This window comes from Tomitella cavernea, from assembly GCF_016599145.1.
Lineage (GTDB): Bacteria > Actinomycetota > Actinomycetes > Mycobacteriales > Mycobacteriaceae > Tomitella > Tomitella cavernae.
Map to the genome: position 1 here is coordinate 104311 of NZ_JAENKO010000004.1, position 24333 is coordinate 128643.

General features: G+C 71.1%; 22 protein-coding genes and 5 tRNA genes. 20 read left to right on the forward strand and 7 right to left on the reverse strand.

All coding sequences use genetic code 11. The features are described from left to right. Positions 1-16: 16 nt before the first annotated feature. Positions 17-2107 carry a threonine--tRNA ligase gene (gene thrS, locus JJ683_RS03255; RefSeq protein WP_372435225.1) on the reverse strand — a complete coding sequence of 697 codons (2091 nt, stop codon included), beginning with the start codon at positions 2105-2107 and terminating at the stop codon, positions 17-19. A 172-nt stretch (positions 2108-2279) separates the two neighbouring features. Further along, positions 2280-2849, reverse strand: a complete 570-nt coding sequence (locus JJ683_RS03260) for a mycothiol transferase (RefSeq protein WP_200171231.1) — start codon at positions 2847-2849, stop codon at positions 2280-2282. Positions 2850-2966: 117 nt separating this feature from the next. Here JJ683_RS03260 and JJ683_RS03265 point away from each other — a divergent pair, with 117 nt between their 5' ends. Together JJ683_RS03265 and JJ683_RS19380 are read left to right on the forward strand one after the other, a co-directional pair. After that, on the forward strand, positions 2967-3926 hold the full coding sequence (locus JJ683_RS03265) for a helix-turn-helix transcriptional regulator (RefSeq protein ID WP_200171232.1): 960 nt from the start codon (positions 2967-2969) through the stop codon (positions 3924-3926). 150 nt (positions 3927-4076) lie between these two features. Further along, positions 4077-4382, forward strand: a complete 306-nt coding sequence (locus tag JJ683_RS19380; protein WP_372435227.1) for a transposase — start codon at positions 4077-4079, stop codon at positions 4380-4382. On the opposite strand, the gene JJ683_RS03275 is transcribed toward JJ683_RS19380, so the two are convergent. Beyond that, entirely contained in the window at positions 4379-5593 is a 1215-nt protein-coding gene (locus JJ683_RS03275) for an ApeA N-terminal domain 1-containing protein (RefSeq protein ID WP_307810659.1), read from the reverse strand. The genes JJ683_RS19380 and JJ683_RS03275 overlap by 4 nt on opposite strands. A gap of 102 nt (positions 5594-5695) precedes the next feature. After that, positions 5696-5767: transfer RNA gene (locus JJ683_RS03280), tRNA-Val, on the reverse strand. A gap of 378 nt (positions 5768-6145) precedes the next feature. Here JJ683_RS03280 and JJ683_RS03285 point away from each other — a divergent pair. From JJ683_RS03285 to JJ683_RS03350, 14 genes are all read left to right on the forward strand, one after another. Then, positions 6146-6218: transfer RNA gene (locus JJ683_RS03285), tRNA-Gly, on the forward strand. A gap of 23 nt (positions 6219-6241) precedes the next feature. Further along, positions 6242-6312: transfer RNA gene (locus tag JJ683_RS03290), tRNA-Cys, on the forward strand. Between the two features lie 14 nt (positions 6313-6326). Further along, positions 6327-6401: transfer RNA gene (locus tag JJ683_RS03295), tRNA-Val, on the forward strand. A 564-nt stretch (positions 6402-6965) separates the two neighbouring features. After that, positions 6966-7041 (forward strand) — tRNA-Gly (locus JJ683_RS03300). A 140-nt stretch (positions 7042-7181) separates the two neighbouring features. Continuing rightward, complete coding sequence (locus tag JJ683_RS19575; RefSeq protein WP_307810660.1) at positions 7182-8411, forward strand: MFS transporter; 1230 nt, start codon at positions 7182-7184, stop codon at positions 8409-8411. Continuing rightward, entirely contained in the window at positions 8408-9013 is a 606-nt protein-coding gene (locus tag JJ683_RS03310; protein ID WP_200171235.1) for a nucleotidyltransferase family protein, read from the forward strand. The genes JJ683_RS19575 and JJ683_RS03310 overlap by 4 nt, the downstream gene beginning before the upstream one ends. Positions 9014-9022: 9 nt before the next feature. Beyond that, positions 9023-9898: an AAA family ATPase gene (locus JJ683_RS03315; protein WP_200171236.1), complete on the forward strand. Its 876-nt coding sequence runs from the start codon at positions 9023-9025 to the stop codon at positions 9896-9898. Positions 9899-9967: 69 nt separating this feature from the next. Next, positions 9968-11104 carry a vWA domain-containing protein gene (locus JJ683_RS03320; RefSeq protein ID WP_200171237.1) on the forward strand — a complete coding sequence of 379 codons (1137 nt, stop codon included), beginning with the start codon at positions 9968-9970 and terminating at the stop codon, positions 11102-11104. Continuing rightward, positions 11097-12212, forward strand: a complete 1116-nt coding sequence (locus tag JJ683_RS03325; RefSeq protein ID WP_200171238.1) for an XdhC family protein — start codon at positions 11097-11099, stop codon at positions 12210-12212. Before JJ683_RS03320 ends, JJ683_RS03325 begins: the two co-directional genes overlap by 8 nt. A 146-nt stretch (positions 12213-12358) precedes the next feature. After that, positions 12359-12853 (forward strand): (2Fe-2S)-binding protein, encoded by a 495-nt coding sequence (locus JJ683_RS03330; RefSeq protein ID WP_200171239.1) that lies wholly within the window; start codon positions 12359-12361, stop codon positions 12851-12853. Further along, positions 12850-15252 (forward strand): xanthine dehydrogenase family protein molybdopterin-binding subunit, encoded by a 2403-nt coding sequence (locus tag JJ683_RS03335; protein ID WP_200171240.1) that lies wholly within the window; start codon positions 12850-12852, stop codon positions 15250-15252. Before JJ683_RS03330 ends, JJ683_RS03335 begins: the two co-directional genes overlap by 4 nt. After that, positions 15249-16103: an FAD binding domain-containing protein gene (locus JJ683_RS03340; protein WP_200171241.1), complete on the forward strand. Its 855-nt coding sequence runs from the start codon at positions 15249-15251 to the stop codon at positions 16101-16103. The genes JJ683_RS03335 and JJ683_RS03340 overlap by 4 nt, the downstream gene beginning before the upstream one ends. A gap of 88 nt (positions 16104-16191) precedes the next feature. Beyond that, positions 16192-16977 carry an SRPBCC family protein gene (locus tag JJ683_RS03345; RefSeq protein WP_200171242.1) on the forward strand — a complete coding sequence of 262 codons (786 nt, stop codon included), beginning with the start codon at positions 16192-16194 and terminating at the stop codon, positions 16975-16977. A 20-nt stretch (positions 16978-16997) separates the two neighbouring features. Then, entirely contained in the window at positions 16998-17540 is a 543-nt protein-coding gene (locus tag JJ683_RS03350; protein ID WP_200171243.1) for a GNAT family N-acetyltransferase, read from the forward strand. A 9-nt stretch (positions 17541-17549) separates the two neighbouring features. Here the strand turns inward: JJ683_RS03350 and zapE are convergent, their stop codons facing one another. Beyond that, positions 17550-18566 (reverse strand): cell division protein ZapE, encoded by a 1017-nt coding sequence (zapE, locus tag JJ683_RS03355; RefSeq protein WP_200171244.1) that lies wholly within the window; start codon positions 18564-18566, stop codon positions 17550-17552. Positions 18567-18601: 35 nt separating this feature from the next. On the opposite strand from zapE, the gene JJ683_RS03360 reads away from it, so the two are divergent. From JJ683_RS03360 to msrB, 4 genes are all read left to right on the forward strand, one after another. Beyond that, entirely contained in the window at positions 18602-19417 is an 816-nt protein-coding gene (locus JJ683_RS03360; protein ID WP_307810661.1) for a pyrimidine reductase family protein, read from the forward strand. A gap of 26 nt (positions 19418-19443) precedes the next feature. Beyond that, complete coding sequence (locus JJ683_RS19580; RefSeq protein ID WP_200171245.1) at positions 19444-21003, forward strand: alpha/beta hydrolase; 1560 nt, start codon at positions 19444-19446, stop codon at positions 21001-21003. Between the two features lie 134 nt (positions 21004-21137). After that, positions 21138-22520, forward strand: coding sequence for a glycosyltransferase family 87 protein (locus tag JJ683_RS03370; protein WP_307810662.1), 1383 nt, complete (start codon positions 21138-21140; stop codon positions 22518-22520). Further along, positions 22517-22936, forward strand: a complete 420-nt coding sequence (gene msrB, locus JJ683_RS03375) for a peptide-methionine (R)-S-oxide reductase MsrB (protein WP_200171246.1) — start codon at positions 22517-22519, stop codon at positions 22934-22936. Before JJ683_RS03370 ends, msrB begins: the two co-directional genes overlap by 4 nt. A gap of 81 nt (positions 22937-23017) precedes the next feature. Here the strand turns inward: msrB and hemQ are convergent, their stop codons facing one another. Both hemQ and JJ683_RS03385 read right to left on the reverse strand, forming a co-directional pair. Beyond that, a complete protein-coding gene (gene hemQ, locus JJ683_RS03380; RefSeq protein ID WP_200171247.1) occupies positions 23018-23713 on the reverse strand; it encodes a hydrogen peroxide-dependent heme synthase in 696 nt (231 codons plus the stop codon). Positions 23714-23772: 59 nt separating this feature from the next. After that, positions 23773-24333 (reverse strand): FAD-dependent oxidoreductase (locus tag JJ683_RS03385; protein ID WP_200171248.1); only part of this gene is annotated, 561 nt, incomplete at its 5' end.

Below are 24333 nucleotides of genomic sequence, written 5' to 3' on the forward strand. Positions count from 1 at the left end.
GCCGGGCTCTCCCCCGTCACTCCGGGCCCTCCCCCTGCTCGGACGAAGCCTGCACCGCTTCCGCCGTGGGCGAGGCGTTCTCACGCCTGCCGACCCATCCGGTGATGAGCGCGACGGCCTCGTCTACCGGCACGCCGTTGACCTGGGTGCCGTCGCGGAAGCGGAAACTCACGGCTCCCGCCTCCACGTCGCGCTCACCCGCCAGCAGCATGAACGGCACCTTCTGCGTGGTGTGCGTGCGGATCTTCTTCTGCATGCGGTCATCGGAGGTGTCCACCTCGGCGCGCACGCCCGCCCTCTTGAGACGCGAAACGACTCCGAAAAGGTGGTCCTCGAAGGCCTCCGCCACCGGGATGCCCATCACCTGCACCGGCGCGAGCCACGCGGGGAAGGCGCCGGCGTAGTGCTCGGTGAGCACGCCGAAGAAGCGCTCGATGGAGCCGAACAGCGCCCGGTGGATCATCACCGGGCGGTGCTTGGCACCGTCGGAGCCGGTGTACTCGAGTTCGAAGCGCTCGGGCTGGTTGAAGTCGAGCTGGATGGTCGACATCTGCCAGTTGCGCCCCAGCGCATCCTTGACCTGCACGGAGATCTTGGGCCCGTAGAACGCCGCCCCGCCCGGGTCCGGCACCAGCTCCAGGCCGGAGGCCTCACCCACCTCGCGCAGGGTCTCGGTGGCCTCCTCCCAGGTGGCGTCGTCGCCGACGTACTTGTCGGGGTCCTTGGTGGACAGCTCCAGGTAGTACTCGTCCAGGCCGTAGTCCTTGAGCAGGCCCAGCACGAACTCGAGCGTGCGGGTGAGCTCGGCGCGCATCTCCTCGCGGGTGCAGTAGATGTGCGCGTCGTCCTGGGTCATGCCGCGCACGCGGGTGAGGCCGTGCACGACGCCGGACTTCTCGTACCGGTACACCGACCCGAACTCGAACAGCCGCAGCGGCAGCTCCCGGTATGAGCGGCCCCGCGAACGGAAGATCAGGTTGTGCATCGGGCAGTTCATGGGCTTGACGTAGTAGTCCTGCCCCGGCTTGCGCAGCGTGCCGTCCTCGTTGTACTCCGCGTCGAGGTGCATGGCGGGGAACATGCCCTCCCGATACCAGTCCAGGTGGCCGGACACCTCGTACAGGTTCCCCTTGGTGATGTGCGGGGTGCTGACGAACTCGTAGCCCTCTTCGATGTGCCGACGGCGCGAGTAGTCCTCCATCTCCTTGCGCACGATCCCGCCCCGCGGGTGGAACACCGGCAGCCCCGAGCCGAGTTCGTCGGGAAAACTGAACAGGTCGAGCTCCGCGCCCAGCCGACGGTGGTCGCGCTTCTCCGCCTCGGCCAGCAGCGCCAGGTATTCGTCCTGGCGTTCCTTGGACTCCCACGCGGTGCCGTAGACCCGCTGCAGGTCCTCGCGGCTCTGGTCGCCCCGCCAGTACGCGGCCGAACTGCGGGTGAGCTTGAAGGCGGGGATGTGCTTGGTGGTGGGGATGTGCGGGCCGCGGCACAGGTCCGCCCACACCCGCTCACCGGTGCGGGGATCGAGGTTGTCGTAGATGGTCAGCTCCTTGCCGCCCACCTCCATGACCTCCGGGTCGTCGAATGGCGACTTGTCGCCTGTCGATTTATCACTGATCAGTTCGAGCTTGAACGGCTCGGACGCCAGCTCGGCCCGGGCGTCGTCGAGATCCTCGACCACCCGGCGCGAGAACCGCTGCGACCCCTTGATGATCTTCTTCATCCGCTTCTCGAGGCGGGCGAGGTCCTCCGGGGTGAATGGCTCTGCCACCTGGAAGTCGTAGTAGAAACCGTTCTCGATGGGCGGGCCGATGCCCAGCTTCGCCTCCGGGAACTCGACCTGCACCGCCTGGGCGAGCACGTGCGCGCACGAGTGCCGGATCACGCTGCGGCCGTCGTCGGTGTCCGCCGCGACGGCCTCCACCTCGACGTCGACGTCCGGCACCCAGGCCAGGTCGCGCAGCCGCCCCTCGCCGTCCCGTGCGACGACGATCGCGTCGGGGCCCTTGCCCGGCAGGCCCGCATCGTGGACCGCCCTCCCGACGGACGTCCCGGCCGGGACCCGGACGGTCGGGGCGGCAAGGCTGTTCACGGCTCCGGAAGACACGGCTGCGGGGCTCCTACTCGCTCGTCGCGGCGACTGCATACCCGGCAGCCGCCTATCCATACGATCGTATCGGTACTCGGGCGCGCCGCTGCAGGTGGCGCGCCCGAGTACCGTCCGCTGCAGATACGGCGCCGGTGTAAGTGCGGACGCGATCCGTGTCCGGCGACGGGCGTCAGGCGGTGGCCACCGCGACCCCGTCTGCAAGGTCGTTGAGCTCGTAGGCGCCCTTGCCGTCGATCGACTCCCGGATGATGTCCGCGTGCCCGGCGTGGCGGGCGTACTCCTCGATGGCGTGCAAGGCCACCCAACGCAGCGGCCACGACTCCAGATCGTCGGGGAACCACGGCTGGTCCGGAACCGGGACGGGGCGCTCCAGGTCGGCGGCGGCCAGATGCTCCTCCACCCAGTCGGCCTGGGCCCGGAGCTCGTCGATGAGCTTCCGCGCCGTATCGCCGTCGCGGACCGCGCCGGGCTGGATGCCGCCGGCCGCCCAGTCCGCGTCGTCGTAAGCGCCGGCGTCGGGGACGAAGTCCGGATCGAGCTGCGCCAGCAACCCCTTCGACGAGACGAACAGCACGTGCCGGGCGAGCGCGCCCAGGCTCATCTTCGACGCGCTCGGGATCGAGCGGATCTGCTCGTCGGACAGGCCGTGCAGGCTCGCCGCGATCTGCCGCAACTGCTGCGCCGCGAATGCGGACAGCCCGTCGTTCTCGCTGGTGACGGTTCGAGTGAGGAACGGCATCGTGCACTCCTTCAACGTGGGTCCCGAGGTGTCTCGGCTTCCGATTGGTCCTGCCAGAACCACTCTGAACGTGTCTGCGGACAGTATCGGTCCGTTGATCCGTGCGATCATCGATCCATGACCGACACCGCCGCCCGCCTGCTCCGGCTCCTGGGTCTGCTCCAGGCGCGTCCGTACTGGTCCGGGGCCGAGCTGGCGCGCCGCCTGGAGGTCACCGACCGCACGGTGCGCCGCGACATCGACCGGCTCCGGGGACTCGGCTACCCCGTCGAGTCCGCGCACGGGCGCGGGGGCGGCTACCGACTGGCCTCCGGGAGCGCCATGCCGCCGCTGGTGTTCGACGACGCAAGCGCCGTCGCGGTCGCGGTGGGCCTGCGGCTGGCCGCAGGCACGGGCATCGACGGCCTCGGCGAGGACTCGCTGCGCGCGCTCACCGTGTTCGACCAGGTGATGCCCGCCCGGCTGCGTCCCGTCGTCTCGGCACTGTCCGGATCCACCTCGGTGCTCCCCCGCGGCCCGGAGACGGTGCGACCCGAGGTCCTCCTCGGCTTCGCACGCGGCGCACGGGCGAAGGTCCGGATGCGGTTCGCCTACCAGGACCGCACGGGCGCGGAGACCGAACGCGACGTGGAGCCGTGCCACGTGGTGTCGCTGCACCAGCGCTGGTACCTCATGGCCTTCGACACCGGGCGCGGCGACTGGCGGACGTTCCGCCTCGACCGCGTGTCCGCAGATTCGCTGTACACGACCACCTTCGGCTTCACGCCGCGCCCGGTCCCCGACCCCGACGAGTACATCCGGAAATCGGTCACGGGAGGAGGCGACGAGGTGGTGGCGCGCGTACGGGTGGGGCTGCCCGGCGGCGCGGTACGTCGGGTGGTCCCGTCGCACGCCGGCACCGTCGACGACGACGGGCCGCAGCGGTGCCTGCTGACCACGCACACCCGGGACCTGCCCTGGCTCGCGTTCCAGCTCTCCGCGTTCGCGGCACCCGTCGAGGTACTCGAACCGGAATCGTTGCGGGAGACTATGCGCACCATGGCCGCGCGGCTCAGTGCCGCGGCGGGTGTGGGATGACGGCGGGTACGACCCAACCTCGACACCGGCTGCGGGCGGCGCCGCGGAGCCGGGACGGAAAACCCCCAGCGGTGAGAAGCCCACCCAGCAAGATCAGGCTTCCACGGTTCCAGGGGATCGCCAACCCCGGATTGCGACCTGCACCTGGTGATGGACAACTACGCCGCCCACAAGACGACGGACGTTAACGCCTGGCTCGAAGGCCACCCGCGCATCCGCGTCCATTTCACGCCGACCTCGGCGTCCTGGCTGAATCTGGTCGAGACGTGGTTCGCGATCATCGAGCGCCAGGCCATCCACCGCGGCACCTTCCGCTCGATGCGCGAGCTGACCCAGGCCGTCCGCGCATTCATCACCGGATCGAATCCCCGTGCCACCTCGTTTCTATCGACGCAGGACGCCGACACCATTATCGCCCAGATCGACCGGAACAGAACCCCACCCATAGGCCACTAGATCGCAGCTTGCTCTTGCACATGCATCTTGAGGTTCTCTCGATAGAACTCGTACCGTTGATGGTTGACGAGCGCCTCCGCGATCTCCTGGTCGCCAAATCCGGCATGCGACAACAGGCACAACCTCAGCACCCAACTCACCGACGACTCCGATATCAACCAGTTGTAGAAGTGCTCCTCAAATGACCGGACAGTGTTGTGGTGAGCCAGATCGTGGCGAGTCGTCTTCACTAGGTCTGCCCAGCTCGTGACTGGATCGGTGACATTTGGCGCGACCCTCTGAGCAATTTCGTGCAGGTCGCTGGCGCGCTCTCTATAGGTACGCTCCCGCCCATCTATTCGTTTGTGAATCCCCTCGACCAGCGAGCACGCAACCAAAGCCTGGACCTGAATCGCTTGGCCCTTGACGGGATCGGCCACCGCCGCGGCGAGCCCATCCATCGACTGCTCGATTGCCAGCCACCTGGCGATCCTCTCTAACGTTACTGACGCCGGCGGCAAGAGGTTGTCGGGGTCGGGCCACGACGTCTTGTTCGAGTCCTGGTCTCGGGTCTTCACGTCGAGCCAGTCGGTTTGTCCAGTCTCGCGGACCTGAACGCACAGCGGTATGAGGTCGACGTCGACGGCAAGCTTAATCAGTGTCATCACCGAACGCACAGCCCGGTCAGCGGAGCGCAGCCTGAGCGTGAACGATGGTCGAAACTCCAACCGCATCAGCCCGTCGTTGCCGCGTTCGCACAGCACCTCGCCCGCTTCACTCTTCGCTGAACCGGCGTTGGGTAGCTGCTCCCACCAGCCTGGGCTATCCAGGACGAAGCGCACAGCGTCGAGCGTCGCGGCGTGCCCATCGGGCAACTGCGCCCCGACGATCAAGATGAGTGGGTCCCAGACCTGTTGAAACATCGACGCCACATCAAATCCGCTCATCGGAGGGTGCATGAGATACGAGTCAACGCACGTTACTGGCCCTGCTCCGGTTTCACCGAGTACTACCCGAGGCACTCCGTCGGCCACAATCCGAGCGGGGTCGCCACTGTGACTTACTGTCGCCCCCGTGCTTGTGACCTCTAACGGTCTCGCCAATTCGTCGACCACGCGGGACTTAAGTATGAGTCGTGCCCGAGACCCGGGCTCCCAAGCCAGAGTTCCCTCGATACGTTTGGAGTCGTTCGCCGGCAACCAGAAGGTGCCCGAGGCTTCAAATGAGTCCACGCTACGAACCGTATCCGCGACCTACGACACAGATTGACTGTTTTCCGAAGAGCCTACGGCACGCTTGCCGCCCGCCTACCCTGCAAAAAAGCTCTGACCTTGTGGTCCCGGCTGGGTTCGAACCAGCGACCTTCCCGGTGTGAACGGGACGCTCTTCCACTGAGCCACGGGACCGCGAACGTTCCCGCATCGGCGGGCCGTTCCGAGGAGGAACACTAACACGGTCGGATCCCGACGGTGAAATCGCCAGGCCAGCGCGCGATCCGGCCGTGGGCGCCGCGCCGCTTCGTACGCGCTGAGACCGTCGATGACCGTCATGGTCGGCCGTCGTCGCTGCGCGAAGCGGCCGACGCCAGGCACACCTTCAGCAGCAGAACCGGAGCCCGGCGCGGGACGACACTGCCAAGTTGCCGGGCACGGCCGGCCGACACCTCCACCACATGGCTTCGGACACGCCGTGACCAGTCGATTTGTGAATCCGCGACCGCGTCCATTAATGTTCTTCTCGCACCACGGAGAGCGCAGCCGGTGGCTGGGCCTCCCTTGGAGCGTGCGGACGTGGCGCAGCTGGTAGCGCACAACCTTGCCAAGGTTGGGGTCGCGGGTTCGAATCCCGTCGTCCGCTCGAGAGGGTCCGCAAACCCTCGCGGTGGAGTGGCCGAGTGGTGAGGCAACGGCCTGCAAAGCCGTGAACACGGGTTCGATTCCCGTCTCCACCTCGCAGTGAGGTCCCGCGCGATTAGCTCAGCGGGAGAGCGCTTCCCTGACACGGAAGAGGTCACTGGTTCAATCCCAGTATCGCGCACCACGCAGGCCGGGCACCCCGATCAGGGTGCCGGGCCTTTCTGTGCTGCACTGACGCACGTACGCATTCGGCGACTCTGCTCAGTTCCGCTCCGCGAGAGCCGGACCGCAGAGCGCGTACGGGTTCTCCACGCCCCGAGCCGGACTTCCCTCTGCGAGCCGCACCCCCTGCGAACCGGACTTCCACACGCGAGCCATCCTGCAATGCGCGAGACCGTTCAACCGCGAAGCCGGCCCGAGCCGCTCGCGGACTGCGGACCGGCACTCGAACCCCGAGTTGATGGACCCGCGCACCGGCGAATGCCACACGACGCGCGGACCGGCTCGCAGCCGGAGCAGAGTCGTTGGCCACCCGATCCAGCCCCCTGCCGGACGCGCCCCCCGGATGCAGGCCCCCACCAGACGCACGCCCCCTCGCCGACCTCGCACCCGCGCGGGAACGCCACGCTCACGCGCCCCGTACCCTGCACCCCACACCCCCGCTTTGTGCGCCGGCACCCCGTCCGCTATCGTTCTCCTCGCACCACGGAGTGCGTCGGCCGTACGGCCGACGTCGACGGTGCGATATGCGGACGTGGCGCAGCTGGTAGCGCACAACCTTGCCAAGGTTGGGGTCGCGGGTTCGAATCCCGTCGTCCGCTCCACACCGAAAACCCCGCCTCCAAAGTCGGACGCGGGGTTTTCGCGCTCCCGGGTCGTGACACCCTGCCGCCATACTGGACGAATGACCGGCAATTCCCGGGCACTGTGACGCGCGCCGCTCCGGCGGTGGTTCAATCGACGGGTGAGCACCCCGCCCCCACCCTCGAAGCCCTCGAACACTCCCCCGCGCATCGCCGTCTCGGTGGCGTTCGGGCTCCAGGGGTTCACGCTCTCGATGCTGCTCACCCTGCTGCCGCAGTTCCGCGACAGGTACGGCCTGGACGATGCCGCGATCGTCGGCGTCGTGGTGCTCGCTTCGGTCATCGCCGGCGCGGGCAGCCTGCTCGCCGAGGCGCTCGCCGCCCGCACCGACAGCCGCGCGGCGCTGCGCACCGGGTTCGCCGTCATCGTCGCGGCCGTGCTCGCCGTGACGGTGGCGCCGGGGCTCATCGTGTTCATCGCGGGGTTCGCCGTCTACGGCGTCGGCCTGGGCATGGTGGACGCCGCGACGAACATGCAGGGCGTGTCCCTCCAGCACCGCGCGGGACGGTTCATCATGTCGTCGTTCTATGCGGCCTGGAGCGTGGGCGCGATCGGCGGCGCCCTGTGGGTGGCCGCGTTTTCCGGCCTGGACCTGGGGCTGCACGTCACGCTCTTCGTGGGCATCGGACTCGTCGCGCTCGCCGCTGTGGCCGTGTCCCCGCGGCTGTTCCGGCCCACCGACGGAGCGGCGCCGACGAAGAACGACACCACGACAGAGAACGACGCCCCGGCGCATCCGCGCATCCCCTTGTGGCCGTTCCTCGCGCTTGGTTCCGCGATGGCGCTGTTCTACGGGATCGACTTCGCCGTCGGCAACTGGTCCGCACTGTTCATGACCGACGTGGTCCTCGCCAGTTCCGGCACCGCCGCGCTCGCGATGGCCGCGTACCAGGTGGCCGCGTTGCTCTCACGGCTCACCGGCGATCTGTGGGTGCGCCGGTTCAGGGAGATCGCCGTGGTGCGGGCGGGCGCGGCGGTGGCGATCGTCGGGCTGGCGCTGGTGGTGTCCGCGCAGTCGATCCCCATGGCGCTCGCCGGCTTCCTCATCGTCGGCCTGGGCGCGCCGCTGGTGGCACCGCTGTGCTTCGGCGCGGCCGGCCGGCTGGCCCCCGGGCAGGCGGACGCCGTCATCGCCCGCATCAACCTGTTCAACTATGCGGGCACGATCATCGGCGGCGGCATCGTCGGCGGCGTGGCGGCACTGAGCAACCTGCGGGCCGCCTTCGTGCTGCCGTTGCTGTTCGCCGTCGGACTCGCGGCGCTCGCCCCCGCGTTCCGTCCGCGCCGCCGCACCGCAGGCACGGCGCAGGGCACACGGACAGCGCCATGATCTCCGTCGCCGGTGTGGTGCTGGCGGCGGGGCGCGGCAGCCGTTTCGGGCGGCCCAAGGCGCTCGCCAGGCTCGACGGCGAGGCGATGGTGGCACGCGCCGCTCGCACCCTCGCGCACGGCGGGTGCGCCCCCGTCGTCGTGGTGCTCGGGGCGGCGGCGGACGAGGCGTCCGCCCTGGTGCCCCCGGACGCACGCACGGTTTTCGCGGCGGACTGGGCGGCGGGCCTCGCCGCGTCGCTGCGCGCCGGCCTCCGCGCCCTCCCCGCGGGGGCCGGCGCTCCCGACGCCGCACTGATCCACCTCGCCGACCTGCCGGACGTGGGGCCGGACGTCGTCGCACGCCTGCTCGAATCCGCACAACGCGCACCCGACCCGTCCGGCGTGCTGGCGCGCGCGACCTACGGCGGCCGGCCCGGCCATCCCGTCCTCGTCGGCCGTCGGCACTGGGCGGACCTGGCCGCGTCCGTCACCGGCGACCGTGGCGCCGGTCCGTGGCTGCACAGACGCACCGACGTGCTCCTCGTCGCGTGCGACGACCTCGCGACGGGCGACGATGCCGACACCGCCGATGCGCTGCGGCGCCACGGCCGGGTCACCTAGGCTCGCACCGTGACCGCCCCACGCTCACCCCAGGACCTCGCGCAGGCCCTCGACACCACCGGGTACCTCGCCGGGGAGGGCTTGTCGGTGGCGGCGTTCCTGGCGCTGCAGCTCCAGCGCCCGCTGTTCTGCGAGGGCGAGCCCGGCACCGGAAAGACCTCGCTGGCCACCGCGCTGTCCGAGGCACTGGGGCTGCCGCTGATCCGCTTGCAATGCCACGAGGGCATCGATGCCACGCAGGCCCTCTACGACTGGGATTTCCCGCGGCAGCTGCTGCATCTGCGCACGCTCGAGGCCGCCGGCAGCCTGGACCCGGAGGAGGCCGAGCGCTCGCTGTACACCCGGCGTTTCCTGCTGACCCGGCCGCTGTTGCAGGCGCTGACCGATGCGCCGTGCGTGCTGCTGATCGACGAGGTGGACCGCGCCGACGACGAGTTCGAGGCGTTCCTGTTGCAGGTGCTCGACGAGAACACCGTGACCATCCCGGAGTACGGCGAGGTGCGCGCGGCCGCTCCCCCGCTGGCGGTGCTCACGTCCAATCGCACCCGCGACGTGCACGACGCCCTCAAACGCCGGTGCCTGTACCACTGGCTCGACCATCCGGACCTGCCCCAGGAGGTCGCGATCCTGCGGCGGCGGATCCCCGGCATCGACGCCTCCCTCGCCGCGCAGGTGGCCGCCGCGGTGCAGGCGCTGCGGCGCATGGAACTGCTCAAGCCGCCGGGGGTCGCCGAGTCTCTCGACTGGGCGCGCGCACTGTCCGCCCTGGGTAAGGACGCGCTCGACGCGCAGTCTGCCGCCGCGACGCTCGGCGCGGTGCTCAAGTACCGCGAAGACCTCGACCGGGTGGTGCGCCAGGGCCTCGACTCCCTCTTGGCCCGCTGAACCCCCGACCACTGAGCCTCGGGAAGACGATCCCGCCCCCCTGCGCGGCATTCGGGTGACAATGCACACATGGGCTGTGACGGACAGGCGGCCGACCCGCTGACGGGGGCCGTCGGCTTCGCACGGGTGCTGCGCGCGGCCGGCGTGCCCGTGGGCACCGACGCCACCGGGCGCTACCTGCGGGCGCTCGGCGCGGTGGACCTTGCCGAGCGGCGGCAGGTCTACTGGGCCGGCCGCGCGACGTTGTGCTGGGGCCCCGAGGACATACCCCTTTACGACCTGGCATTCCAGAGCTGGTTCAGCGGCGCGCCCCCGCCGGTGGCGGCGCGCGGCGGGCGCATCCGCGAGACCCGGATCGCCGGGCTCTCGACCGGACCCCGTGGCGGCGCAGGCCGGGAGGACGACGCCGACGGGGAGGACCTGCGCGTCGCGGCCGGCGATGCCGAGGTCCTCCGTCACCGCGATATCGCCGAGCTCACTCCGGCCGAGCGCGCCCACCTCGACCGGATGCTTGCCGGGCTGCGTGCGACCCCGCCGACCCGTCCGGCCCTGCGCCGGCGGCCGGCGCGCACGGGGCCTGTGGATCCCCGCCGCACGCTGCGGCGCACCGTGACGGCCGGGGGCGAACCCGTACGCCCGCTCCGCCATCGGCGCGCCCGCCGCCCGCGGCGCGTGGTCCTGCTCATCGACGTCTCAGGCTCGATGCGCCCCTACGCCGACGCGCTGCTGCGCTTCGCCCATGCGGTCTCGCACGGCGCGGCCGGCGGCGCGCGCACCGACGTCGAGGTGTTCTCGCTGGGCACACGCCTGACCAGGCTCACCCGAGCCATGGGGTCACGCGACCCGGAAACCGCGCTGGCCGCCGCGGGCCGCGCCGTCCCCGACTGGGCGGGCGGCACCCGTCTGGGCGAAACGCTCGGCGTGTTCCTCGGCAGGCACGGCCGCCGCGGGATGGCCCGGGGCGCGACCGTCGTCGTCTTCTCCGACGGGTGGGAGCGCGGCGACGCCTCCCTCCTGGGCGAGCAGGTGGCCTTGCTCCGCCGGCTCGCGCACGCGGTCATCTGGGTCAATCCGCATGCGGGCGCCGCGGGCTTCCAGCCCGTGCAGTCCGGCATGGCGGCCGCGTTGCCGCACGTCGACCGACTCCTGGCCGGGCACACCCTGGCCACCCTGCAGCGGCTGCTCATGGAGGTGCGTGATGCGTGACGTGATCGACGAACTGGACCGGCGGTACCGCGCCGGCGAATCCGTGGGCCTGGGTACCGTGGTCGGCACCTTCAGCTCGTCGCCGCGCGACCCGGGCGCCGCCATGCTGGTGGCGGAGGACGGCACCGTGACCGGCAGCGTCTCCGGCGGGTGCGTCGAGGGCGCGGTGTATGAATTGGCCGAGCAGGCCATCGCCGACGGCGCCCCCGTGCTGCAGCGTTACGGGGTCTCAGACGAGGACGCCTTCGCCGTGGGGCTCACCTGCGGCGGCATCATCGACATCTTCGTCGAGCGGGTCGACGCCCGCGGATACGCCGAGCTGCGCGAGGCCATAGACGCGGTGCGGGACGAGGTGCCGCTCGCGATCGCCACCGTGACCGCCCACCCCGACACGTCCCTGGTGGGGCGGCACATGCTCGTCTACGACGACGCCGTCACCGGCAGCCTGGGCTCGCAGCGCAGGGACGACGCCGTCGTCGACGACGCCCGCGGGCAGCTCGACAGCGGCCGCTCCGGCACGCTGCACTACGGCCCGGACGGCCAACGGCGCGGTGAGGGACTGTCGGTGTTCGTCAACGTGTTCCGGCCGCCGCCGCGGCTGCTCGTGTTCGGCGCGATCGACTTCGCCGCCGCCATGGCACGCATCGGTTCGTTCCTGGGCTACCGGGTCACCGTGTGCGACGCGCGGGCCGTGTTCGCCACGCGCACCCGGTTCCCCGAGGCCGACGAGGTCGTCACCGACTGGCCGCACCGTTACCTCGCCGCTGAGGACGCTGCCGGGCGCATCGACCGCCGCACCGTGGTCACCGTGCTGACCCACGACCCGAAGTTCGACGTGCCCCTGCTCGAGGTGGCGCTACGGCTGGACCTCGCCTATGTCGGGGCCATGGGGTCGCGGCGCACCCATGACGACAGGCTGGCTCGCCTGCGCGAGGCCGGCATGGCCGAGGACGAACTGACCCGGATGAGTTCGCCGATCGGCCTCGATCTCGGTGCGCGCACGCCCGAGGAGACGGCCGTGGCCATCGCCGCCGAGATCATCCAACTGCACTGGGGCGCCGCCGGTGCGCGGCTCACGCACTCGACCGGGCCGATCCATGGCGGATGACCCGCCCGGCCCCGCGCCCGCGGCGGCGGTCGGTGCCGCAAAGGCGCGCGCCGCTCGAGTTTCGCCAATCGGGTTGTCCTCTGACCCGTTCCGGGGAAGAGTTGCACAGTGACACTCCTCACAACCGCGTCAAGCCGGAGGTTTCCATGCGCATCTCTGTTGTGGTCGACGGCACCAGATACTCCGACGATGTGGAGCCGCGGACCCTGCTGGTGCACTATCTGCGCGAGCGGATCGGCAAGGTCGGCACCGTGTCCGGCTGCGACACCAGCAACTGCGGCGCCTGCACGGTGCATCTGGACGGGCGCAGCGTCAAATCCTGCTCGGTGCTGGCCGTCCAGGCCGACGGGCACGAGGTGACCACAATCGAGGGGCTGGCGCACGACGGTGCGCTGCACCCGGTGCAGGAGGCCTTCCACGCCCATCACGCGCTGCAGTGCGGATATTGCACGCCGGGGATGATCATGCAGTCCGTGGACCTGCTCGGCGAGAACCCCGATCCCGACGAGCAGCAGGTCCGGGAGGGACTCGAGGGCAACCTGTGCCGCTGCACCGGCTACCAGAACATCGTCCGGGCCGTGCAGGACGCGGCGGGCCGCATGCGCGAGGGTTCCGCCGCGCAGGCCGGGGGTGCCCGATGACCTCCATCGCCGAGCCCACGGCCCCCTCCGGCGAGATCGGCCGCTCGCGCACCCGCAAGGAGGACGCGCATCTGATCACCGGCCACACCCGGTGGACCGCCAACATCACGCTGCCGGGCATGCTGCACATGGCGGTGCTCCGCAGCCCCGTCGCCCATGCGCGCATCACCGGCATCGACGTCTCCGAGGCGCGCGGGATGCCGGGTGTCGTCGCCGTCTACACCGGCGCGGACCTCGGTGAAGAGCAGGGCAGCCTGCCCAACGCATGGCCCGTCACCCCCGACCAGAAGGCGCCACCCGCCCCGCCGCTGGCGGTCGACACGGTGAACTTCGCCGGCGATGCCGTGGCCGTGGTCGTCGCCCGCAGCGACTACGAGGCGCACGACGCCCTCGAGGGCATCGACGTGGACTACGAGGACCTGCCCGTCGTGCTCGATCTCGAGTCCGCCGTCGCCGACGGGGCCGATCTGGTGCATCCCGCCCTGGGCTCCAACGTCAGCGCCGTGTGGTCCCTCGACTCCGCCGAGGCGGGCAGCGGCGACGACGTCGACGCGGCGATAGCCGAGGCCGAGGGCTCTGCGGAACACATCGTGGTACGCCGCACCCTGCACCAGCAGCGGCTCATCCCCGCGTTCATGGAGCCGCGCGCCGTCGTCGTGGACCCCACGGCCGCGCAGATCACGATGTGGTCCGCCACGCAGATCCCGCACATCCTCAGACTGATGCTCGCGATGACGCTGGGACTGCCGGAACACAAGCTGCGCGTCATCGCACCCGACGTGGGCGGCGGCTTCGGCGGCAAGCTCCAGGTGACTCCGGAGGAGGTGCTCACCCTCGTCGCCGCCCGCCGGCTGGGCAAGCCGGTCAAGTTCGCCGAGACCCGCGAGGAGGCGATGGCCACCGGCCACCACGGCCGCGCGCAGGTGCAGCGACTCACCCTGGCCGCCCGCCGCGACGGCACCGTCACCGGCCTCAAGGTGGACCTGCTCGCCGACATGGGCGCCTACCTTCGCATCCTCACCTCGGGCGTGCCCATCCTGGGCGGGTTCATGTACAACGGCATCTACAAGATCCCGGCCTACCGGTTCACCTGCACCAACGTGTTCACCAACAAGGTGCCCACCGACGCCTACCGCGGCGCGGGACGGCCCGAGGCCACCTTCGCCATCGAGCGGATGATGAGCGAGCTGGCCGCGGAACTCGGCATGGACCCGCTGGCCGTCCGGGAGAAGAACTGGATCCGGCACGAGGAATTCCCCTACACCACCGTCGCCGGGCTCACGTACGACACCGGCAACTACGAGGCGGCCACCGCGAAGTCCCGGGAGCTGTTCGACTACGACGCGCTGCGCCGCGAACAGGCGGAGCGGCGCGAACGCGGCGACGCCGTCCAACTGGGCATCGGGGTTTCCACGTTCACGGAGATGTGCGGGCTGGCCCCGTCGCGTGTGCTCGGCTCGCTCGATTACGGCGCCGGCGGCTGGGAGCATGCGTCCATCCGCATGCTGCCCACCGGCAAGGTCGAGGTGGTCACGGGCATCTCGCCGCACGGGCAGGGCCATGTCACCGGCTTCAGCCAGCTCGTGGCGGACAGACTCGGGGTGCCCTTCGAGGACGTCGAGATCATTCACGGCGACACGCAGTCCTCCCCCAAGGGCCTCGACACCTACGGCTCCCGCTCGCTCACCGTCGGAGGCGTTGCCGTCGCACACGCGGTGGACAAGGTGATCGCGAAGGCCCGGCCCATCGCCGCCCACATGCTCGAATGCGCCGAGGACGACCTGGACTTCAACGACGGCGGCTTCCACGTGCGCGGCACGGAGGCGTCCGTGGGCATCGCCGACGTGGCGCTGGCGGTCTTCGCCGCGCACGACCTCCCCGAAGGCGTCGAACCCAGCCTCGACTCGCAGGCCACCTACGACCCGGAGAACTTCTCGTATCCGCACGGCACCCACCTGTGCGCGGTGGAGGTGGACACCGACACGGGCCGCGTGGCGCTACGGTCCTACGTGGCGGTCGACGATGTGGGCACCGTGGTCAACCCGATGCTCGTGGAGGGCCAGGTCCACGGCGGCCTCGCCCAGGGGATCGCGCAGGCGCTGTTCGAAGAGGCCGTCTATGACGATTCCGGGACGCTGCTCAGCGGTTCGTTCGCCGAATATCTGCTCCCCTCGGCGGCGGACCTGCCCTCGTTCACCACCGACCGCACCGAGACGCCCGCCACCAGCAACGTCCTCGGTGTCAAGGGCGTCGGCGAGGCGGGCACCATCGCCTCGACCCCGGCGGTGGTCAACGCGGTGCTCGACGCCGTCCGCCACCTCGGGGTGCAGGACATCGACATGCCGTGCACGCCGATGCGCGTGTGGAAGGCCATTCAGGAAGGTGCAGGTGCACGATGATCCCCTCCGCATTCGACTACACCGCGCCGGAAAGCCTCGACGACGCCCTGCGTGCCCTGGCCGACGCCGGCGACGACGCCAAGATCATCGCCGGCGGCCAGAGCCTCATGCCGGTGCTGCGCCTGCGCATGAACGACCCGGCGATGGTGGTGGATCTGGGCCGCATCGCCGAGTTGCGCGGCGTGCGCGACGACGGCGATGCGGTGGCCATCGGCGCGATGACCACCCACCACGACGTGCTGCACGACCCGCTGGTGCGCGACCACGCCCGGCTGCTGGCCGAGGCCGCGGGCACCGTGGCGGACGCGCAGATCCGGCACCGGGGCACCCTCGGCGGCGCGCTCGCCCACGCGGACCCGGCCGGTGACCTCCTCGCCCCCGCCCTGGCGCTCGACGCGACGATGACCATCGCGGGGTTGCAGGGCCGGCGCGAAGTGTCTGCGGCCGAGTTCTTCGAGGACCTGTTCACCACCGCGGTGGGGCCCGACGAGATTCTCGTCGAGATCCGCGTGCCCAAGCACACGGGGTGGACCGGGCACTACGAGAAGTTCAACCGCACCGCGCAGGCGTGGGCCATCGTCGCCGTCGCGGCCGCGCTGAAGGTGGCCGACGGGCGCATCGCGGAGGCCCGCGTGGCGCTGACCAACATGGCGTCGGTCCCCGTGCGTGCCCGCGGGGTCGAGGAGGCGCTGGTGGGCCGGCCCGCCGACGCCGCCACCATCCGCGACGCCGCCGCGCGCGCCGGCGAGGGCACCAGCCCCACCTCGGACGGCAACGCCGACGGGGAGTACCGCACGCACCTGGCGCAGATCCTCACCGCCCGGGCGGTGACGGCGGCCGCCGGCACCTGATCCGTCAGCCCCCTGTTCCGTAGGCACGCCTGACGCACGTCGGAGGCGAGCCCACCGCCCATCACCGTGTTGCAAAGGAGAAGACCCCGTGGAACTGGAGCACTCATTCACCGTGCCCGCGTCCGTCGACGACGTGTGGCAGGCGCTGCTCGATCCCGAACGTGTGGCACCGTGCATGCCCGGCGCCACGCTCACCGGGGTGGAAGGGCAAACGTTCAAAGGCAAGGTCAAGGTGAAGCTTGGCCCGGTGTCGATGCAGTACAAGGGCACCGGCGAGTACATCGAGACCGACGAAGCCACGCACACCGTGGTGATCAAAGCCGCCGGCAAGGACGCCAAGGGCAACGGGACCGCGGCCGCCACAGTGACTCTGCGGCTCACCGGCGACGGGCAGCGGACCACCGGCGCCTCCGCCACCGACCTCACCGTCACCGGCAAGCCGGCGCAGTTCGGGCGGGGCATGATCGCGGAGGTGGGCGGCAAGATCCTCGAACAGTTCGCCGTCAACCTGGGCGACGCGCTCGCCGACACCGAGGGCCAGGGCTCCGCCGGTGACGCGGGGAGCCGGCCCACGGACGGCGGCGACCCGGCGGGCGCTGCCGCGGGGGGTACTGCCGCGGGGGGTACTGCCGCGGGGGGTACTGCCGCGGGGGGTGGTGCCGCAACTCCGGCGGCCCCGCTCTCCACCGCGGACGGCGCGGGCCCCGCGGGCCGCCCCGCCGCCCCGCCGGCGCGTGAGACGGAGGCGCTCGACCTGTCGGAGTTCGCCCGCGGCGCGGTGCTCAAGCGCGCGCTGCCGCTGATCGGGGCAGGCGCCGTCGCCGCTCTGATCGTGATGGTCCTCCTGCGGTGCCGCCGGAACGGGGACGACTGACGGGTGCCATGCTGGGCGGCATGACACTGCAGGTCGGATCCGGCATCACGCGCGCAGCGCCGGCGCACGCCGACGAGCTCGCCGCCCTTGCCGCGGAGACGTTCCCCCTTGCCTGCCCACCCGGGGTCACCGAGGCGGACGTGCGCGTGTTCGTCGGCGAGCACCTGTCCGCGGCCCGGTTCACCGAATACTTGGCGGACCCGCGCCGCACCCTGTTCCTGGCGCGCGAGGGCGGATCCGCGGTGGCCTATGCCATGCTCGTGCACGCTCCGCCCGCCGACGAGTCGATCGCCAGGCTCCTCACGCACACCCCGGCGACGGAGATCAGCAAGTTCTACGCCGCCCCCGCTGCACACGGCACCGGCGTCGCCGGCACGCTGATGCGATCGGTGCTCGAGTCATGCCGCGTGAGGGGCGACGCCGGCGCGTGGCTGGGCGTGAATCAGGAGAACACGCGGGCGCAACGGTTCTACCGCAAGCACGGTTTCGTCGTCGCGGGCACCAAGACGTTCATGGTCGGAGCGGACGTGCACGACGATTACGTGATGACCCGCGCGGTGTAGCGGCCGGCGTTAGCCCGCTGAGGCGACGCTGAACCGCGAGAGCGCCAACAGCCGCGAGGTGGCACGCAGGTATTTCTTGCGGTAGCCGCCGGCGAGCATCTCCTCGGTGAAGATCTCGTCGAGACGGGCGCCCGCCACCGTGACCGGCACGCCCGCGTCGTAGAGCCGGTCCGCCAGGACCACCAGCCGCAGCGCCACGGCTTGGTCGCGTGCCGCGTGCACACCGTCGATGAATACCGCGGACACGCCCTCCACCAGCTTCTTGTACCGGGACGGGTGCAACTTGGCCAGGTGGTCGCACAGTGCGTCGAACTCGTCCAGGCTGGCGCCGTCGGTGGCCTCGGCCAGTTCGTGCAGGCGGTCCGACGTCACCGGGTCGGGCGCCGGCGGGAGGTCGCGGTGGCGGTAGTCGGGCCCGTCGACCCGGATCGCCTGGAAGATCGACGACAGGCTGCGGATCTCGCGCAGGAAGTCCTGCGCGGCGAAGCGGCCCTCCCCCAGCTGGCCGGGCAGCGTGTTGGAGGTGGCCACTATCGATACGCCCTGCGCGGAAAGCTCGGTGAGCAGGCGCGAAATGAGCATCGTGTCGCCGGGGTCGTCCAGTTCGAACTCGTCGATGCACAGCACGCTGTGCCCGGAGAGCTGCTCGACGGCGTTGTTGAAGCCCAGCGCACCCACCACGTGTGTGAGCTCGACGAAGGTGCCGAACGCCTTGGGCGACGGGGCCGCGTGGTAGATCGACGCCAGCAAGTGCGTCTTGCCCACACCGAACCCGCCGTCGAGGTAGAGCCCGGAGCCGGTGGCTGTCTTGCTCTTGCGGCCGAACAGGCCCCGCTTGCCCTTCTTGTCGCCCAGGCCGCTCGCGAACTTCTCCGCCGCCCGCACGGCTTCCGTCTGCGACGGTTCCGCCGGGTCGGGAATGTACGAGGCGAAGCTGACGTCATCGAACATCGCCGGCGGCGTGAGCTGGCCCACGAGCTGGTCCGACGGGACCTGGGGGTTGCGGTCGACGAGATGCTGGAGCATTACGGCAGTTTAAGCGATGTGATGTGATCGACCCCGTGCACCGTGACAGTAATGCGATCCAGTTCACAGCCTTGGATGCCCCCGCTGCCGAGCAGGACGGGCCCGCCGGGGGCCATGCGCCTTCCCCCGTCGGTCCGCTCTCCTCGGGCCGGCTGGCCGCCCTGTACGCCTACCCGGAGTCACGTGGCCCCTGGATGCGGGTCAACTTCATCACCAGCGTGGACGGCGCTGTGGCCGTCGACGGCCGGTCCGGGGGGCTCGGCGGCCCCGGCGACCGCCGGGTGTTCGGTCTGCTGCGCAGCCTTGCCGACGTCATCGTGGTCGGCGCCGGCACCGTGCGCGCGGAGAACTACGGGGGCGCGCGGATCCCTGCCGAGGACCGCCGGCGGCGGGTCGCCGCGGGCCGGCCGGAGATCCCGCGGATAGCCGTGGTCAGTGCGTCGGCGCGCATCGACCCGTCGCACCGGGTGTTCCACGACACCGCCGTCGCTCCCTTGCTGCTCGTGTCCGCGGATGCAGAGGCCGCACGGGTCCGCACTCTGGCGGGCACCGGCGCCGAGATAGTGACGCTGCCCGACGTTGCCGACATCGCACCGATACTGGCGGACCGTGGATTGACCCGGATCCTGTGCGAGGGGGGACCCAACCTCACCGGCCGGCTGCTCGCGGCAGGGGCGGTGGACGAGCTGTGCCTGACCGTGGCACCGGTCCTCATCGGGGGCAACGCACCGCGCATGGCGGTGGGCCCGGCCTCGACGCCCGCACCGCTGACCCGCCGGCACCTCCTCGCCGGCGACGACGGCGCGTTGTTCACCCGGTGGACCGTCGCACAGGGCCGGGACGAGCGGTGAGGGCCGGCGCCTGGCACGCTCGTGGGGTGCGTCGATCAGGCAAATACCCGTCCGCCGGAATGGCCCTCGCGGGAGCGGCCATCGCGGGAACCGCCCTGTCGGGGTGCGCGGCGGGCCCCTCCATACCCCCGGACTATGCGGTCGCCGGCCAGGCGCAGGGGTCAACGGCCACGCCGACCACCACCGCGCCTCCCCCGCCGCCGCAGGCCGGGGTACCGCAGCAGCAGCCGCGCTGGCGGCCCTGCCGCACCGACCCCGCCGCCGGGCTTCCCCCGGGCCCGGACGGCCTCGTCATCGAGTGCGCGACGATCACCGGGCCGCTCGACCCGGCCACCTCGCAGTCGGACGTGGGCATCGACCTCACCCGCGCGCGCACCGCGGCGACCCCGCAGGACGCGGCCCCGCTGGTCCTGATGGCGGGCAGCGACCAGTCCTCGCGCAGCGCACTCGCCGGCCTCGCAACGGGCACGGGCGGCGCGGTGGTCGATGCGCGCCCGGTGGTGGCCGTGGACCGCCGCGGCACCGGGCCGTCGACCGATCCCGCCTGCTTCGCAGGCACCGACGCCGCCGACCTCACCGCCGCGGGGCGCGGCGGTGACCCGGTGGCCCGCGCGCAGTCCATGATGGACACCGTCAACCGCGTCACCGTCTCGTGCACCGACGTGCTGCGGCCCGCCGTCGACGCCTTCGACGCCGTGCACGCCGCCTCCGACATCGACACGCTTCGCAACTACTGGGGCGTCGACAAGATCGCGCTGCTCACCCTGGGCGACGCATCCGACGTGGCATTGGCGTACCAGGCCAACGTCCCCGGCCACTTGGCTCGCCTGGTCATGGACTCGCCCGGCCCGCTGCGCGTCGACGCCGCGACCACTGCCGAGCGCAGGGCCCAAGCCGATCAGGCGGCACTCGCCCGCTTCGTCTCCGACTGCACCTCCACCGGCTGCGCAGCGGGCCCCGACCCGGCGCGCACCCTCAACACGCTGCTCGACTCGGCGGAGATGGGCCTGATCCGGGGCGTGAGCAGCGGTTCGGTCCTCACCGTAGTCCGGCGGACGCTCGCCGACTCCGCGCTGCCGTGGGACCAGCGGGTGGCCAGGCTCGGCGAGCTCATCGACGGGGCCGCGCGCGGCGACGTGGACACCTTGCACGTGTTCGCCGACGCGCAGGCCGTCACCAGCGGCGGGTTCGTGGCCCAGTGCAGCGACGCGCCTCCGCCGGCCACGCCGGACCAGTCGCACACCGCGCAGTCCGACTGGGCGGGCAAGTACCCCGTGTTCGGCGCGGACGCCGCGGTCCGGATGCTCACCTGCGCCTCCTGGCCGTCCCACCAGGAGCCGGATCTGCCCGAGGGCTTCGACGTTCCGGTGCTCCTGTTCTCCGGCGCGGCGGACACGGTGGTGGGCTCCGGCGCAGTGGATTCGGTGACCGCCGCGATCGCGCGTACCGGGTCGCCCGCCTCGACCGTGACCTGGGAGGGGGTGGGACACGGGGCACTGTGGGGGTCGGGCTGCGCCGTCGAGCAGCTCGACCGCTACCTCGACGACGCCGCGATCCCCCCGGGGGGCACCGCCTGCCCGGTCTGATCCGCGCCGCACGGCGTACGAGGCGCATGACGGGCCGCGGCGCGCGCAGTCCCCCGCCGCATACAGCGTGCGGCCTCCGTCACCGACGGGGTGTCCCGGCGCACCCGCGCAGCGATACGCGATACCGTGCACCCGTGCCGTCGACCGATCTCCTCCTGCCCCGCACCGCATGGACCCGCTCCGCGGCGATCAAGGCCGCGATGTGGCCGATCGCCGTGTTCACCGTGCTCCACCGCGTGCTGTCGCTGGCGGTGCAGGGGGCGCACACCGACGACTTCAACCCCGTCTACGACGCGGCATGGCGGTTCTGGCAGCAACTGCCCATCTACGGCGGCGACCTCGACACCGTCACCCCGCACTACCTGTACCCGCCGGGCGGCACCCTGCTGCTCTCCCCGCTCGGCTTGATCAACTACGAATGGTCGCGGTGGCTGTTCATCGCGGCCAACGCCGTGGCGATCATCATCGCCGGCTACCTGCTGCTGCGGCTGTTCGACTACGGCATCAAGTCCGTGGCCGCCCCCGTGCTGCTGTTCGCCATGTTCTTCACCGAGACCGTGTCGAACACCCTCATCTTCAGCAACGTCAACGGGATCGTCCTGCTCTGCGAGGTCCTGTTCCTCACGCTGATGGTCCGCGGGCACCACCTGTGGGCCGGCGTGCCCATGGGCCTGACCATCGCGATCAAACCGGTGCTGGCGCCGATCCTGCTGCTGCCGCTGCTCAAGAAGCAGTGGCGCCCGTTCGTGGCGGCCATCGGCATCCCGCTGATCCTCAACGCCGCGGCGTGGCCCCTGATCACCGACTCGACCGCGTTCATCAACCACACGCTCCCCTACCTCACCGAGGCGCGCGACTACTTCAACAGCGCGCTCGTCGGCGCGGGCGCCTACTTCGGGGTCGCCGAGCCGCTGGTGTGGGTTGTGCGGATCCTGCTGGGGCTGACGGTGCTCGTGTCGTTGTATCTGCTGTTCCGCTTCCACCGCGCCGACGAACGGTTCTACCTGTGCACCGGCGCCGGGGTGCTGCTCACGGCGTCGTTCCTGCTGGGGTCGCTGGGCCAGCAGTACTACTCGATGCTCATCTTCCCGTTGATGATGACGGTGGTGCTGCGCAACTCCGTGGTGCGCACCTGGCCGGCGTGGGCGGCGGCCTACCTGTTCCTCAGCTTCGACAGCTGGTACTCCTCACGGTTCATCATGACCGGCAAGACCATCGAATCGCTGCGCGCCACCTTCGGCTGGGCCTTGCTGCTGGTGGTCATTTTCGCGGTGCTGCTCAATCGGTACCTCACGGCGCGGGCGCAGGGCCGGCTGGACGGCGGCATCGACCCGCCCCCGCCGGACGGACCCGCCCGGAGTGCGGCCGCGCAGCGTCCCCCTCACGGCCGCGGAGACGGGCAGGGCCGGGGCGCACCGGCCGGGAATCCTTCTGCGGACGGCGACGGGACGGACGGGCGGGGCGGGAGCCCGGGCGATGGCCCGTCGGGTGCGCAGAGTATTACCGTGGGGACATGACTTCCGGACAGTTGCCAACCCCCCAGGTCGAGCGCTCCGATGCGGAGTGGCGCGCGCACCTCACACCCGACGAGTATGCGGTGCTGCGGCAGGCCGGCACCGAGCGCCCGTTCGTCGGCGAGTACACCGACACCACCGACCAGGGCGTCTACGAGTGCCGCGCCTGCGGCGCCGAGTTGTTCCGCAGCACCGAGAAGTTCCACTCGCACTGCGGCTGGCCGTCGTTCTTCGACCCCGCGCAGTCCGATGCGGTGATCCTCCGTGAGGACGCGAGCATGGGCATGGTGCGCACCGAGGTGCTGTGCCGCAACTGCCACAGTCACCTCGGCCACGTGTTCACGGGCGAGGGCTATCCGACGCCCACCGACCAGCGGTATTGCATCAACTCGATCTCGCTGCGACTCAAGCAGGCCTAGCGGGGTGGACAGGCCGATAACCCGCGAGACCGTGCGCACCGGAGCGTGCGCACGGCCTCGCGGGTGAGAGGGCCATCCAGGTCAGGGGAGGGCTTCGACGAGCCGGGCGGCGGGCACCCGCGGCCCGGTGAAGAACGGGACCTCCTCGCGCACGTGCAGGCGGGCCTCGCTGGCGCGCAGGTCGCGCATGAGGTCGACGATATCGGCCAGCACCGGCCCCTCGAACGCGAGGATCCACTCGTAGTCGCCCAGCGCGAACGCCGGCACCGTGTTGGCCCGCACGTGCGGGTAGGCGCGGGCCCCCATGCCATGCTCGGCGAGCATGCGGCGCCGGTCCTCGTCGGGCAGCACGTACCAGTCGTACGAGCGGACGAACGGGTACACGCAGACGTAGTCACCCGGCTCCTCGCCGGCGATGAACGCGGGCACGTGGCTCTTGTTGAACTCGGCGGGCCGGTGCAACGCGGCGTTGCTCCAGTACGGCGTGCTCGCGCGTCCCAGCGCGGTCGTGCGGCGCAGGTCCGCGTACACCTGCTGCAGGTCCTCGATGCGCTCGGCGTGGGTCCACATCATCCAGTCGGCCTCGGCGCGCATGCCCTGGATGTCGTAGAGCCCGCGCAACTCGACGCCGCGCCCCTCGAGGCCGCCGAAGAACTCCTCGGCCTCGGCGATCGCGGCCGAACGGTCCTCCCCCAACTCGCCCGGCGTCACATGGAACACCGAGAACATCAGATAGCGGATGGTGGAGTTGAGCTTCGCGTAATCGAGTTTCGCCATGCCCTCATCCTGCCACCGACTACGGGGCGGCGGCCGTCGCGGGCGTCACACCGCCGGCATCAGCGGGTGATGTCCGCCACGACCGATTCCGCCGCCGCGCGCGCCCCGCCGATGCACGCGGGCACGCCCACCCCGTGCCAGGCGCTGCCGGCGACACCGAGGGCGGGCAGCCCCGCCACCGCCGACTCCACCGCGGCGACCCGGCCGTCGTGGCCCGCTCCGTACTGGGGCAGACCGCCACGCCAGCGCTGCACGTGCACGTCCACCGGCGCGGCGTCGACGCCCAGCAGGGAGTGCAGGTCGCCGCGTGCCCGGGCGACGAGGTCCGCGTCGGATTCAGTGACGATCTCCGCGGCGCCGTACCGGCCGTACGACAGCCGCAGCAGCCGGACGCCCCCCGATTCGGCCGGCGCGAGGTGCGGCCACTTGTTGCTCGACAGCGTGCAGGCCTTGGCGTCCACTCCGCGTTCCCCGGTGGCGACCAGCACCCCCGACGCGTCGGGCAGCGCGGTCCCGAATGGCAGGGCGAGCGCGACGACGGCGGAATCGGCGAGCGGTATCCGCGCGGCTTCGGCCGCGGCCGCGGGCGCCGCCCCGCGCAGCAGCCGCGCCGCCCGGGG